Source organism: Edaphobacter acidisoli (assembly GCF_014642855.1).
In the GTDB taxonomy this organism is placed as follows: domain Bacteria; phylum Acidobacteriota; class Terriglobia; order Terriglobales; family Acidobacteriaceae; genus Edaphobacter; species Edaphobacter acidisoli.
The window spans coordinates 2943952-2958235 of the sequence record NZ_BMJB01000001.1 but is presented as its reverse complement, the minus strand read 5'-3'; the positions used below and the strand labels follow the sequence as shown (position 1 = coordinate 2958235).

Genomic DNA, 14284 nt, shown 5'->3' with positions numbered 1-14284 from the left:
CATCTAAAGCTACAAAGCAAACTTCAGGCGTAATCAATTTTAGAGAAATCGATCGCCCAATCGGATGCAAAAAGATACCTATCTATGGACCTTACGTTAGATATGAACCTTCGGTTCAATACGCAAATGCACAATCAGCTCTATCTTCTGTTGAAAACAATCGCTCTCCCATCTCCAGTGAAGGGCATTATTCTCCTAAGTATTTAGAAACATGCGAGTTGTTTCTACCTGTTGTGCGGGATTCCCATTCTGAAATCCAAGCATCTTTTGAGAATTAATCATGTTGCAGATTCGGACAGAAGTGGCCGATAAGTAGGTCAGAGGAGCAGTTGATCCATTTCGCGACACTAAGAGGTGAATCTTTCATCAATAGCTTCCCGTCTACCCCTTTTGCGTAACGACGAGAAACTATTGAAAAAGCTTGGTGTTGGAACCTTCAGTCCGCGTAGTCCGCATATAAGTCAGGGGCCATTATGTCTTTGAAATTGAGATACTTCGCTGTAACCGCCGTACTCTTCGTTGCCTTGGCATGTACTTTCGAGCGTCAGGCCTATGCCTATGTCGACCCGGGCTCTAGTCTGCTCATCTTCCAGACCTTGAGTGCTCTGGTCACAGGAGCGCTCTTCTACCTGCGGCGTCGCATCAAGGCGTTGTTCACCCGACAGTCCGCTTCTAATAAATCCGCAGAGTAAGTTGAGCAACGATGCCAGTAACGCCTTCGCACGCACCACTGCCTACCTTTCGCGACCCTGCCGGCAGCCTTGAGATTCGTTCCGACGGCGTGTTCCGTACCGTCCGCGAACCGTACGGCAAAGAAATCTCCGAATTCCTCGCTCTGCCGCTGGCTGCGCGTCTCGTTGCCGAGCAGCGCCTGGTAGCCAGCGAGCCTGTCGCTTCAGATCCGAGCCTGGTTCTTCGCCATCCTCGCGTCTCCTTCCAGTCTTACCCGTGGGAGTGGGCTCCGGTGCTGTGGCTGGCTGCGGCTGAGCTAACCATCAACCTATGTATCGACCTGGTGCGTGAAGGTTGGCAGCTTAAAGACGCAACTCCGCTCAATGTCCTGTTCGAGGGCACCTCGCCAATTTTTGTCGACGTGCTCTCGATTGAGCGACGTGACCCGCGCCAATCCATCTGGTTGCCTTACGGCCAGTTCGTCCGCACGTTTCTGCTGCCTATGCTCGCTTATGCGCGGCTGGGATGGCCGCTCAAGACCACGCTTACCCGCCGCGATGGCTACGAGCCGGAGGACATTTACTCCGCGCTGGGATGGCCTGCACGATTGCGCCAGCCTGCGTTCTCGGCGGTTACTCTTCCTTCGCTGTTGGCTGGAAACAAGAAGTTGGCTTCTGGCAATCTTGCGGCGCACTCGTCCAAAGACCCTGAACTCGCGCAGCATATCCTGCTGAAAACCCTCAGCGGGTTGCTCCAGCAGATGCGCCGGGTCACGCCGCACCACAAGACATCCACCTGGTCTGACTACGCCGAGACAGCGACACACTATAGTGACGATGACCATGCAGGCAAGCGCGCCTTCGTCAGTGCGGCGCTTGCTCAGGCCAGGCCGGCACGCGTGCTCGACGTTGGCTGTAACACCGGCGTTTATTCGATGCTCGCGGCTGAAGCCGGAGCGGCGGTTGTCTCCGTCGACACCGATCTTCAAGCTGTAGATCGTCTGGCAGCAAACCTCAAAGACTCGGGAAAAAACATCCTGCCGCTGTGCATTGATCTGGCTCAGCCTACGCCCTCGACTGGCTGGGAGAACCGCGAGACACGCTCCTTTCTCGACCGCGCCGAAGGACACTTCGACACGGTCATGATGCTTGCCGTCATCCATCATCTATTGCTGGCGAGCCAGGTGCCTCTCGTTCAGATCGCTTCACTGTGCAGTCGGCTCACGACGCGCCATCTCATCATCGAATGGGTCCCGCCTACGGACCCGAAATTCAAGGAACTGCTTCGTGGACGCGAATCGATCTATGGACATCTAACGGAAGCTGCGTTCCGCGAAGCATTTTCACAGCACTTCACCATCACGCAGGAAAAGACATTGGCGAACGGGCGTGTCCTGTTTCATCTCTCAAGGGCCTAAATGAAGAGATTTCTCAAGCAGCCAGCCATCACGGCTCTCGGGCTGACCCAGTTGTATCTGCTCACCCTGGTTGGACAACTGCTCTCGCCGAACCATCTCTTCCTGTATCACTGGAGCGGATCTGCACCTGGCATATTCCTGCCGACAGCGCTTGTTTACTGCACGCTTTGGATCTCACTGACGCTGCTTCTTCTGCTCGTGCGCCGGCCGGGATGGTCGAGGACAACAGTATGGATCATGCTGCTAGCGATTGCTCCAATTCAGCTCATCAAAAGCTGGCCACTCGTGTCTGGCCAAGCGCTTCCTCGCGGATTTCTTCTCACCTTCTTCGGGCTCGCCATCGTTGTCTTCCTCATCATGGTGGTGAAGTGGAGACACGAGTTTCTACAGAAATTCGATCGCGTCATCGGCATCTTCCGCACATGTCTTGGCTTTGTAGCTCTGATCGGCCTGCTCGCGCTGAGTCAGATGCTTTGGTTCGGGTGGAGGGCACGCAGGATGAATGCTGCTTTGCCGCTCCACAAGCCCCAGTTATTTGCAAAAGCAAAGCCACGAATCATCTGGGTGCTATTCGATGAGCTTTCCTATCGTCAGGTTTACGAGCGGCGTTATCCGGGACTCGAGCTTCCTGCCTTTGACCAACTCGCCGGACAGTCTACTGTTTTCACCGATACCGTTCCCGCGGGGTATTTCACCGAACGAGTGCTCCCGTCTCTGTTCACTGGGATTCCGGTCGCTACCATCAAATCCTCCGTGGATGGACATACGCTCTTTCTCTATGAGCCAGACTCTCGTTCGTGGGTGCGCTTTGATCCGACCCGGACGGTCTTTGCCGACGCCCTCAATCATGGTTACAGCACAGCCATCGCAGGATGGTACAACCCCTATTGCCGCATCATGCCCGGTGTGCTCGATCATTGTTTCTGGACCATCGATATGCCGAACTTCAGCGTGATGTCCCCTCAACATACCATCCTCGAAAACGCGCGGGACACACTGCTTCAGAAGGCTCGAACTCTGTTGCAAATGTTCGCCAGGCCTAAAAGCCCCGTATTTAATGCCGAAGACACCAGGCTTCATCAGATGGACTATACGCACGTTTCCGCGGCTGCGGATCGCCTTATTGAAGACCCGTCTGCCACCTTTGTTCTTTTGCACATGCCGGTTCCTCATCCGGGCGGTATTTATGATCGCAAGATTGGCCGATTCACCACACACGGCGCCACGTACATCGACAATCTCGCTCTGGCGGATAGATATCTCGCTCATATCCGTTCGCTTCTTGAGCAGAATGGCACATGGGACGCGTCGACAATAGTTGTCATGGGAGATCATTCCTGGCGTACCAACCAATGGAAGCTCCTGTCCAACTGGACCCCTGAAGAACAGCGTGCCAGTGATGGTGGCCAGTTTGACCCACGTCCGGGTTACATCATCAAACTCCCTTATCAGCACACCCCTTACCGCGTTAATTTCGCTTATCGAGCAATTCATACGCGCGCTTTGTTCGACGCCCTCATTGCTGGTGAGATTCATTCTCCGGAAGAGCTCTCCAAATGGGCTGCGCAGTGGCACGATAGTCCCTCTTCAGCACTGAATTCCTCTGCCAAGTAGTGCCTGACCCGAGAGGTGCACTTTGACTTGGTGTTTCGCTCGACATTTTCTCCAATCGAAGCGGGCAAACCGCTACCATGGATTGGAAGGAGCAACATGGCGTCCATTGAAACCAGCAAACTTCTGCTCGCAGCCGCGGCAGCCTGCGAAGACAAGAAGGCCGAAGACATCCGTATCCTCGCGCTCGACCCAGCAGAGAGTGGCCTGGCCGACTACTTCCTCATCACCAACGGCACCAACGAACGCCAGAATGTGGCCATCGCTGATGAGATCGAGCTGCGGCTCAAACGAGAATTTGGCATCTACGCGAACTCGGTTGAAGGCCGTCGCCAAGCAGAATGGATCCTGCTCGACTATGCGGACTTCATCGTCCACATCTTCTCTCCCGAAAAGCGGGCCTTCTACGGCCTCGAACGCCTGCGCAAATCAGCCACCTCGCTGAGCGTCGCCGACCTGAACGCAGAGCTGAAGTCCCGCATCGCAGCCTCCCGCGCGAAGCCGGCAAAGAAGAAAGTAGCGGCTAAAAAAGCAGCGCCAAGCAAAAAGACCCCGCCTGCAAAGAAAGCAGCTACAAAGACCCCCGCGAAAAAAGCTGCAAAGAAGACACCTGCAAAGCGAGCAGCACAAAAAAAGAAATAGCGCAGGCATTTACACGCGCAAAACGAAGCGGCCCGCCTTGAATGCTCAGGCGGGCCGCTTTCGGCTTATCGAAACCTAGAAGCTAAAGCTCCCATATAGTTGAAGAGTCCGTCCGTTGCTGCTGAACAACAACTCTGGATGGTTGAAGGCCGGGTTTGAAACGACCTGCATCTGCGTGGAAGACGTAAACTGGGTCGTGTTAATGTTGTCGATCGTGCCGGGTGTGTACTGCGGGTGATTGAGCACATTGTAGGCCTGCGCTCCAAATTCAAATGCAAGTCTTTCTGTGAAGTTAATCCGCTTCTTCGCCGAGATGTCGATATCGTCGATTGGACGGGTCGCAAGAGTATTGCGCGCTGCATCAGGTAGTGTGCCGATGCCAGCCTGAACGTAGTAAGCATTCGGGTTGGTTGCAACATAGCCGACTAGATTGCCAGCGCAGGTGTCTACTCCACCACAGTTACCGACAAGAGTGCTGCTGTACACCGGAGAAACGCCGGTGCCGACTCCACGTTGACCGGTAGAGTTTACAAGCGGCCGGTCGATCGCGCTGGAATCGCCATTCATGTTAGAGTTCACGCCTGACAACGTCGTTGCATATTCTGGCGATTCATAAATATAGATCGGTGAGATGTTCCAATTGCCGACCAGGTTCTTCATGAACCAGTTTGAGTTTTTGAAATATGGAAGGTCGTAGACCACAGCCAGCGTCACGCGGTTCGTGCGGTCGAGAGCCGAGCGGCTATAGTCAGCAGCAACATCCTGCGAGTTCTGCGGACGGCGCGGTGTCAGCACCGTCGCAAATACCTCAGCCGTGGCATCGTCCATCGTCTTGCTCCAGGTGTACGAAGCATTGACTCCGAGACCATGCTGGAAACGCCGCGTCAAACTTGTTTGCAGCCCGTTGTAGTTGGACGAGGAGTACGGTTGATATGAGGTGATCTTACTCGTGAAATTGTTCTTAGCGTATGCAGGAACAATATACGAGAGCGCACTTAGATTGGCCAATGTGTTCGCATTGGCAGCCGTTGTCGTTGTGAAATACGGGTTTCCATCCTGATCAGTTGCCTGAGAGATGCCTGCGCCATCGAAGGAGGTAAATAGTTGGTTAGCCGCAGTCACCGCTGGCTGAACATTAATTTGATCCTGCGTGGGCAGGTGAATGCCACGAGTTCCAACGTACCGGACTTCCGCAGTGTAGTTGGTCGCAAAGACGCGCTGAACACCGACGGTCCAGGTCTCTGAATAAGGCAGAACCTGATTCGGCATGTATGCCGAAGTTGCCGCTTGCTGATCTGCAATCGTCGGGAAGGTGGCAAGCGTTCCGGTTCCTGGAGGCAGGCCTCCCTTGGCAAGGAAGTTGGGGTCGCCGGCAGTTGGATTCGCGCCAGCCCCTACATCATTCGTTGAGGAATACTGTGGCGGAAACGAGAGCAGGCCAAGGTTGTCGAAGAGGACGTCCTGAGCCATGCCGAAGCCTACACGCACTGACGTCTTGTCATCTGGCGCCCAGTCAATACCCACGCGCGGATCGAAGTTTTTATACTGCGGCTGCGGAGAGGAAAATGTAATCAGGCCAGGAACACTAGCAGCCATATTCAACTGCTGCTCACGCTCTCCCACCGGAACCGAAGTGAACTCATATCGCACACCGTAGTTCAAGGTAACGGTTGGAAGAACACGCCAGGTATCGTTGAAATAGCCGTACAGAGCTGTCTGGTCGCCATAGTAGACAAAGTTCCCTGTCGAGCGCTCGCCAAATGCGGTGGGAGCAAGATCGTGCAGATATTCCGTCAGGTAATACCATTCATAGTCGCCGCGCACACGCTGCGTAAAAGTCTGCGGCGCGATGAATTTGCGGCCATCAAACCCGAACTTGAACTGGTGCTTGCCCTTGAGCCAGCTAATGTTATCCGTGAACTGATACAGGTTCTGAACAGTGCTCTGGGGAGCATTATCGTCGGGACCAACATCGATCCCACCAAGGTCGTAAAGATAAAGATTCGGGAACGCATCTAAGCCTGGATATTGGTAATTCCCAGCCGGATAGATGGTGTAGTAGCGGTTATAGCCCAACCTCATTTCATTTGTGAGATTTGGTGTAAACGTGTGGTACTCACTCAGCGCAAACAGGTGATACCGGAATGGCAACGTCTGGTAGAACGCTGGCAGTTCCGCGGCTGTGTCCTGAGTTCCCTCTGTATTGAAGAGGTATCTTACGCGTAGGCTGTCCTTCGACGAGATAGTCCAATCGCCACTGGTGGTCAGAGCATCGAAATTCGAAAAAGTTGGCGCGCTCACAAGATAATTGCCCACAGGAACGACATATTGTGTGCCCGAACCGTAAACAGGAGCACCTGCATTAAGCGATGTAACCGGCCCTGTCCCCACGCCAGTTCCGTCTCCACTGTTGGCTACGCCACTCCAAATGGTGATCGTCTGTGGCCCAGAAGCCTGATTGAAGCAAGCCACATCATTAGCATCCGTCACCTGCGATGGCGATGCTGGCATATATTTCTCAAAGATCGAGACGTTGGTTGTACTCAGGCCAGGGATGCTCTGGATTTGACTCATGCCCGCTGTAGTAGGCGTGCAGAGATAATGCTGCAGACTCTGCCCTGTCGTGGTGCGCTCGTAGTTGGCAAAAAAGAAGAGCCTATCTTTTAGGATTGGGCCACCGACCTGTCCGCCATAGCGGTTGTAATCATAGCGGGGATTCGGAATGTGTTGAGTCGCAGGAACATTCTCCGCATTCAGGTTACGGTTGTTCATGTACTCGTAGGCCTGGCCATGGAACTGGTTCGTGCCGCTTAGGACGTTCGTATTGAACTGTCCGCCTGAAGAGTGTCCAAATTCTGGCGAGAACTGATTTGTAATGAGCGTGAACTCTCCGACAGCCTCAGTCGGAATATAGACCAGCGGACCCGTTGTTCCCTTATCGTTATTGTCGATGCCCTCGATCGTGTAGTTGTTATTTCTGGGCCTCTGGCCACCTACTGAGGGGCCTGTCCCGATGCCGATAGCCCCGGCCGAAGCTACTCCTGGGCTGAGCAAGGACGCATTCAACACTCCATTGCCTCCACTCGCGACTAGAGGCAGGCTCTGAAGCTCCTGAGGTTCGAAGGTCTGGGTCAGGTTGGTAGTCGTCGTATCCAGAGCGACTGGTGCAACTGCCGAAACCTCCACGGTCTGAGCAGTCGACACCGACATCACTATTGGCAATGTCGATGACTTACTGACGTCGATGCGGAAGCCCTTAAGAGTGTAGTTCGTGAAGCCGCCCGCAGTTACAGTGACGTCATAATTGCCGGCTGGAAGATTCGGAATCGACACATCACCAGCGGCGCCTGTCTTCGCGGTATATGCAACGCCGGTATCTTCATTGACCGCAGTCACGATTGCATTGGGGATGACCGCACCGGTTGTATCCTTCACTGTCCCGCTCAGGTTGCCACTCGTAGCCTGCCCAAAACCGATTCCCACCGCGCATAGCAACACAACTGCGATGCCTAACAATCTTTTCATACGACGCTCCTAGAACTTCAAGACTTCAAAACTGCCAACGTTTTCTGCGACTGAACACTATGCACCTATTTAGCGATCTTGCGCCACTTAAATCCAACGTGGCCAACTGTAGACAAATCGAAAAATAGTTGTTGTGCACAGGTGTACACACCAACGTTCGCTTAGCGAGAGCTATGCAAGCAATCAACATGCCAAAGCGAAATCTCTGGATTGACCCATTACCCAAAATCGCATAACTGAGCGGTAATTCATTTATTTACATCATCTCTAAATTTTGCAGAATTTCTGATTAATATGAAAAATGAAATAAAAATGTCGGCTTCTTTGACCTCACCAACTGAATATGGAATGTTCTAAAAACTGATTCTCCAGAAAGCCGTAGAATTTTAGCCTCCTCAGGCTCGAAATCGACTCCCGCTCCCACCTGTCTCACCGACTATCAGCATGAAAACGGGCCCACCCAACGATGATCCGACCCACTTCATAACCATCCAAAGCCTTAACATGGTTCAACTGCCGCTTCGGACTCTACCTTCTCTATGAAGATCTCGCTTGCCGCCGTCGTTCCCCGCCGCGCCCGGACCAAGGCCGAGGCGAGTGAACGACTCTTTGAGGACTACGTGGAACGCGCAGCTCGCTATCTTCCCTGCGATTCGCATCTCTTCGACACCGAGGCAGCCCTGCTGGCCTGGCTTGACCGCCAACCCGGTCGCGCCCCAGCGTACGCCGTCCTGCTCGACAGCCAGGGCCAGATGTACACCTCGGAGGAGTTTGCCACCCAGATCGGCACGCTGCGCGATGCTGGAACCCAACGGCTGGTGCTCGCTATCGGTCCGGCGGATGGCTGGTCGAATGCGGCGCGTGTCCGGGCGAACAAGCTCTTTTCACTGGGCCGCATCACCCTGCCGCACCAGCTTGCCCGCGTCGTCCTGGCCGAGCAGGTCTACCGTGCCCTGACAATCCTCGCCGGCCACCCCTATCACTCCGGCCACTGACGCGACGCTCGCGGCAAATATTGCCGCCGCTACGGCTTGATTCCCGCCAGAAACTCAAGCAGCACAGAGTTGAATCGTTCTGCCGCTTCGAGATTCGGCATGTGACCCACACCCTCGAAGACCTCCAGACGAGACCCACGAATTGCCGCGCGCATCCGCTCCGCCCGTTCGCGCGTGACGTACTTGTCCTCCGTGCCAACAGCGATGAGGGTTGGAACAGTTACATGCGTGAGCGGCTCGACATAATCCTTACGCAGTGCGCGTCCTCGCAGAGCAGCAGCTGACCCCGCTGACGGAGCATGCGCAATCATGGTGAACACTTTGATGGCCAGCTCCGGATCGCGCTTCAGAGAAGCAGGTGCGAGCAGCCTCGGCAGCATCTCGCCGCCCGGCAGTACTGAACCTTCGTTGATGAACCGCTCCGCCATTGCTCGCCGCACGGCAACGCCCTCAGGCGTCTCGCCCTCGGCGAAGGTCGCGGCCAACACAAGCCCTGCCAGCCGCTCCGGATAGAGATCAGCGAAGGCCATCGCCACCTGACCGCCCATGGAAAGCCCGGCGACAACGGCACGGTCTATATGTAGATAGTCGAGCAGCGCGCGGATGTCCTTGGCCATCGTCTCCAATGTGACGGTGTCGGACTCTGGCACCTCGGATACTCCGTAGCCACGCAGGTCCGGCGCGATGACGCGATACTTCGAGCTCAGCGCGGTCACCTGCGGGTCCCACATCGTGTGGTCGAACGGATGCCCGTGCACGAAGACTACAGGCAACCCATTGCCTGCTTCGCGCCACGCCAGTGAGACACCATTGATTGAAGCCTGCTTCATCGAATCTGCGCCTAGCGCCACGATTACGCCTCCTTCTGCAACCGGATGCCAGCCATCTCCTCCATCGCCTGTACCAGCGCGTGGTTGCCAAGCCCGCCTTTGCCCTCCCGCTGCAGCTTGTTATAAAGCTGATGCACGATGCTCGTCGCCATCATGGGCACGCCCAGCTCTTCGGCAGACTCGAGCACCAGCCGCAGATCTTTCTGCTGCAAATCGATGGTGAACCCAGGCTTCCAGTAGCCGTCGATCGCCTGCGTCCCACGCTGCGAGAGCATCCAGCTTCCCGCAGCGCCTGCCTCGACCGCCGCAACTGCCTTGCGCAGGTCAAGATTCGCGGCGCGTCCCAGAAGCAGTGCCTCGCCCACCGCTAGCATGTTCACCACGACCAGCACCTGGTTCATCAGCTTCGTCATCTGGCCCGAACCGACTGGCCCCAGATGCGTAATCCGCGTGCCCATTGCCTCCAACACAGGCTTGGCGCGGTTGAACTCGTCTTCCGGTCCGCCCGCCATGATGCTCAGGGTGCCCTTCGCCGCGCCCTCGCTGCCGCCCGAAACCGGAGCGTCCAGAAAGCCGACGCCCTTCTCGGCCAGCCGTGCAGCAAAACGTCGCGCGGCCGACGGGCTGATCGTGCTCAGGTCAATCACGGTTGTGCCCTTGCTCACGCCTTCCACTACACCATCGGGACCAAAGAGCACTTGCTCCACATCCGGGGTGTCGCTGACACATACCAGCACAAACTCGCGGCCCTCGGCCACTGCGCGTGGAGACTTCGCTACGGCAACCTTCAGCTCCTTGCTCAACGCCTCGGCGCGTTCATGCGTCCGGTTCCAGACGGCGACCGAATGACCCTTCTCGACGAGGTTCTTCACCATCCCCCGCCCCATGATGCCCAATCCGATAAAGCCAATCTGAGATGCCATCGAAATCGTCTCCTTGAATCGCGCTTATGTTTCGAAGTTACACGACTCCTCGCGGCTATATAAAAAGCCGAAGTGCAGACATTGATCTGTGCAAATGCACTTCTTAGATGGATAAGATGCGGCTATAGATTCGACCGGAAAGCATTTGCCCGTCACTAGCCGTTCGTTGTCGATTTGTTCTTCACGAACAACCATCAACCTCTCGCGAGCTTCTTGAACGCGCCATGCACGAACGATCCCAGATACCATCCGTCGAGATACTTGAACGGCGTCTCGCCGGTTGTGTAGTGGCCGCACGGCAGCACCTTCGACACGTAGTCGATCCCCAACGCGTCGAAGTTCTTCAACACGTCGAGAGAAAGCTCCAGCGGAAACGTCAGGTCGTATGTTGCATGGACCACAAGCGTTCGCTTCGGATGAGCAGCGAAGCGCTGCATGTACGACATCGGACTGATGACGGCGAAGAGCTCCCGTACCTGCTCCTGAGTGAGCCCTGCCTGCTCGAACGCCGCGCGAATGTGCCGTGTGCTTTGGCCCTGCCATACCACGTCGCCGAACCACGTTGAGGCATGGTTGAACGCGCACACCTTAAGCCGCGCATCGAACGCAGCCGCGATGAAGGCATAACAACTGCCCAGCGACGTTCCCAGCACACCGAACTGCTCATAGCCCTGCTGTTCCAGCCAGTCGAGACAGCTGCGAATATCAACGACAGCCTGGCGGCATGCTTGTAGCGTGCGCCCAATGTTTGAGCTGACGGCATAATCCGAGCGCTCCAGCTCCGCAGGACGGCGAATGTCGTGGTACGGCTTTGAGAGGCGCAGTGCCGAGATGCCGAAGCGGTTGAACAGCGTGCACAGCGCATTGTGCGAGAAGGCGTCGGCGTTCCACTGCGGCATCACAACGATGGCCTGCTTCGGCTTGCCCTGCCGCTTAGCCTTCTCTTTGGCTGAAGGCTCCGGCGCAGGATACCAGCGCGCATTCACCTGGTCGTTTTCCGCGTAGCGCGTGCGCACTGCCGAGGTGAAACGCAGAAACTCTGCTTCCTCAAGCTCGCCTGTCTCGGCTTGACGCTTCAGCTCTGCGTCCTGCGCCAACGTCTCCGGACGCACGTTGGTCGGAAACAGTTGCGGATGGCGCTGTTCGATCCGGAAATCTGCTGGCGTCTCATAGCTGAAGAACTCGTCCGCGTGCGCGACAATCGCGGCGTTGAGGTCGGCCATGCGGCGCAGGTCTCCGTCGCCGGACGCTATTGCGGTCAGCGGACTATCGCCTTCAAGCCAGTCAAAGCCCCATTCGAGCGGGCGGACGATGCGGTTCGTGTCGCGTGTGGTTAGCGCCGTTTCCCAGGCATACATCCACTTCGCGTAAAGCCCTTGATGCATTGCTCCAGTTTAACGTCTACGAAAGACTTAACACCTATTCACACCGACGAGCACCGATTAAAAACGAAGACAAAATCTGAGCATCAATCTGGACAATCGTTCTTAAAAGTCGGTGCGATCGGTGCGGATCGGTGTTAGGTTTCCCCCGGATTTCGCGGCTTTTTGCTCTGTAGTGGGGCAAAAACCGGAAAAACCCGTAAAAAACCTGTGGAAACCGAAGAAATGCCATTGACAAAGCTCTCGGAAAAGCTGAAGGTGAATTGCGGTACGGTTCTCCGCGCCCGCATGAACACTGATGATTCCGCGCCAGCAAGCGGCACACGATCGGTTCACGCGAGGAGCAGATGAGCGGGCCCTTGAATCTATCTTTGAACAACGAAGGAGCAACACATTATGGCAAAGGGAATGACCAAGACTGCACTGGTACGCCACATGGCAGAGAAGCTCGAGATCACCAACAAGCAGGCAGCCGCTGGGCTGGAGCTTCTTGCCGAGACAGCCGTGAAGGAGACCAAGAAGAACGGCGAGTTCACCATCCCCGGCATCGGCAAGCTCGTCAAGGCTGAGCGCAAGGCGCGCCTGGGCCGCAACCCCCAGACCGGCGAGACGATCAAGATCAAGGCGAAGACCGTCGTCAAGTTCCGCGTCGCCAAGGTCGCCAAGGACACCATCGCTCCGCCGAAGAAGTAGTCACCGAGGGCTGGCGCCGATGGGCACCTTTTCGCACCAGTCGTAGCAACGCCCTCCCAAATCGCAGTTTGAATTACGGTTCGACCAGCAAGCTAAAAAGCCCGTTGTGACTGCCACTCAGGCAGAACACAACGGGCTTCTTTTATGGTTCGGAAAACTAGAACGGCAGATGGAAGACGATGCCGGAGCTGACCGTCTTCACCGGATAGTTGTGTCCATTGGTGCCCAGCGGATTCAGTCCGCCATAACCAAACTCCACCAGCCGGAAGTCCATCACCGGCAGCACCTTGATATCGACGCCAGCGTAGCCCATGTACTGAAAGTTGTTGTGGATTATTGGGTCGGTAACGCCATAGTCGCTTTTGGCAAAGCCGGCTGATCCCTGAATATATGGACGGATAGGGGCCCAGCGCGTCTTGAAAGACGCACGAACACCACCCAGGCCATCGTAAAGGCGGGAGCCTGAACCATTGGAAAACGTCTCGGCGCCGCGCTTGGCGCTGGAAAGCGTACCGCGCACATCGGCGCCCAGCCTGACTGGTCCAAAAGACTTGAAATCGTAATACGCGCCGAGAGTGCCTCCGAGGGTCACAACGCTGTTGTTGTAACTGATGCAGCTTGGATTAAATATGGGCTGCGTCGTGGAACAGGACCCGGAGGGTAGCACGGGAGAGCCGACGATATTGCTCAACTGGTTCACTGTGAAGGTGCCGTACACTGCAGCCTGCGCATGGGCGGCTGGTGCGGCAAGCGTGGCAATGGCGGCGGCCGCCAGGAAGAGGACTGCATTGCGGAAATTCATGTGTCGTTAGTTTACTAGTTGGACGCAGCCCTGTCCTTCCGGGAATCACGGAAATGTACTGATTTGCCAGATGCTCCGGCTGCCGGACGCGGGTGAGATTTGCTGCCTCCGGCCTCAAGGATGGGTATCACAAGCTCGAGGATCGGCCCGACCGCCTCTGCTGCGGGCGGATGCTTTGGCGTGTAGAACCACTCTTTTACCGCACCGTAAATGGCCCAGCTTGCCGTGGTCGCAACCAGCTCCGGTGAAGGCCCTGAACGCGCAGACTTAGCCGACAGCCCCTGCAAGAGCACCCGCCGAATAGCCCCGACAACAGCAGCTTCCATCAGCGGCTCGAAGAAAGTGTTGCAGTTGCAGCCCCCGGAGTTCGAGTGCGCCATCACCAGGTAGTCGCAAGCCGCGAGGATAATGGCCTCGGCCGCCGACGGGCACGATCCATCAAAGGTGACGTTGCGCTCGGCAAGCAGCTTGTGAAATCCACCCCCCACCATAGCTGCCAGCAGGGCGAACTTGTCGGTGTAGTGGTCGTAGAAGGTGGCGCGATTGACCGTGGCAGCCTCGGTAATGTCCTGCACCGATATCTCTTCCAGGCTCTTCTTTTGCATCAGGTCGCGGAGCGCGCCCTGCAAAAGCTGACGGGTGCGCCGGACTCGCGGGTCGCGCACTTCACAGTCGGAGATGGGCATGGTGGACACGAAATTCGCTCTCTTCACTTTATTAGAGGTTCAAACGAGCAAAAAGAATTAGAGGCCCAGAAGAACAAAAAGAATCCCAAAGACGACAGATGTTGTC

Annotated in this window: 11 protein-coding genes; 5 read left to right on the top strand and 6 right to left on the bottom strand. The window is 56.0% G+C overall.

Translation table 11 applies throughout. From position 1 onward, the window contains the following. Nucleotides 1-703: 703 nt before the first annotated feature. The 3 genes from IEX36_RS12065 (at nt 704) to rsfS (ending at nt 4342) form a co-directional block, all read left to right on the top strand. Entirely contained in the window at nt 704-2089 is a 1386-nt protein-coding gene (locus tag IEX36_RS12065; RefSeq protein WP_188759528.1) for a class I SAM-dependent methyltransferase, read from the top strand. Beyond that, the gene (locus IEX36_RS12060) at nt 2090-3703 is read left to right on the top strand and encodes a sulfatase-like hydrolase/transferase (protein WP_188759527.1); all 1614 of its coding nucleotides are present in this window, start codon (nt 2090-2092) and stop codon (nt 3701-3703) included. It abuts the gene before it with no gap. 96 nt (nt 3704-3799) lie between these two features. After that, entirely contained in the window at nt 3800-4342 is a 543-nt protein-coding gene (rsfS, locus tag IEX36_RS12055) for a ribosome silencing factor (protein ID WP_188759526.1), read from the top strand. Between the two features lie 75 nt (nt 4343-4417). On the opposite strand, the gene IEX36_RS12050 is transcribed toward rsfS, so the two are convergent. Further along, nucleotides 4418-7867 carry an outer membrane beta-barrel protein gene (locus IEX36_RS12050; protein ID WP_188759525.1) on the bottom strand — a complete coding sequence of 1150 codons (3450 nt, stop codon included), beginning with the start codon at nt 7865-7867 and terminating at the stop codon, nt 4418-4420. A 539-nt stretch (nt 7868-8406) separates the two neighbouring features. Between IEX36_RS12050 and IEX36_RS12045 the strand changes: the two genes are divergently transcribed. Then, nucleotides 8407-8862 carry a 23S rRNA (pseudouridine(1915)-N(3))-methyltransferase RlmH gene (locus IEX36_RS12045; protein ID WP_188759524.1) on the top strand — a complete coding sequence of 152 codons (456 nt, stop codon included), beginning with the start codon at nt 8407-8409 and terminating at the stop codon, nt 8860-8862. A 29-nt stretch (nt 8863-8891) separates the two neighbouring features. Here the strand turns inward: IEX36_RS12045 and IEX36_RS12040 are convergent, their stop codons facing one another. The 3 genes from IEX36_RS12040 to IEX36_RS12030 all read right to left on the bottom strand — a co-directional run bounded on the left by IEX36_RS12040 (nt 8892) and on the right by IEX36_RS12030 (nt 12000). Continuing rightward, the gene (locus IEX36_RS12040) at nt 8892-9713 is read right to left on the bottom strand and encodes an alpha/beta fold hydrolase (protein ID WP_229668919.1); all 822 of its coding nucleotides are present in this window, start codon (nt 9711-9713) and stop codon (nt 8892-8894) included. A gap of 2 nt (nt 9714-9715) precedes the next feature. After that, nucleotides 9716-10615: an NAD(P)-dependent oxidoreductase gene (locus IEX36_RS12035; RefSeq protein ID WP_188759523.1), complete on the bottom strand. Its 900-nt coding sequence runs from the start codon at nt 10613-10615 to the stop codon at nt 9716-9718. Nucleotides 10616-10809: 194 nt separating this feature from the next. Beyond that, entirely contained in the window at nt 10810-12000 is a 1191-nt protein-coding gene (locus tag IEX36_RS12030; protein WP_188759522.1) for an alpha/beta hydrolase family protein, read from the bottom strand. 393 nt (nt 12001-12393) lie between these two features. On the opposite strand from IEX36_RS12030, the gene IEX36_RS12025 reads away from it, so the two are divergent. After that, nucleotides 12394-12690, top strand: coding sequence for an HU family DNA-binding protein (locus IEX36_RS12025; protein ID WP_026336550.1), 297 nt, complete (start codon nt 12394-12396; stop codon nt 12688-12690). Between the two features lie 157 nt (nt 12691-12847). Here the strand turns inward: IEX36_RS12025 and IEX36_RS12020 are convergent, their stop codons facing one another. Together IEX36_RS12020 and IEX36_RS12015 are read right to left on the bottom strand one after the other, a co-directional pair. Beyond that, nucleotides 12848-13492: a hypothetical protein gene (locus IEX36_RS12020; RefSeq protein ID WP_188759521.1), complete on the bottom strand. Its 645-nt coding sequence runs from the start codon at nt 13490-13492 to the stop codon at nt 12848-12850. 14 nt (nt 13493-13506) lie between these two features. After that, nucleotides 13507-14178 (bottom strand): TetR/AcrR family transcriptional regulator, encoded by a 672-nt coding sequence (locus IEX36_RS12015; protein ID WP_188759990.1) that lies wholly within the window; start codon nt 14176-14178, stop codon nt 13507-13509. Nucleotides 14179-14284 lie beyond the last annotated feature (106 nt).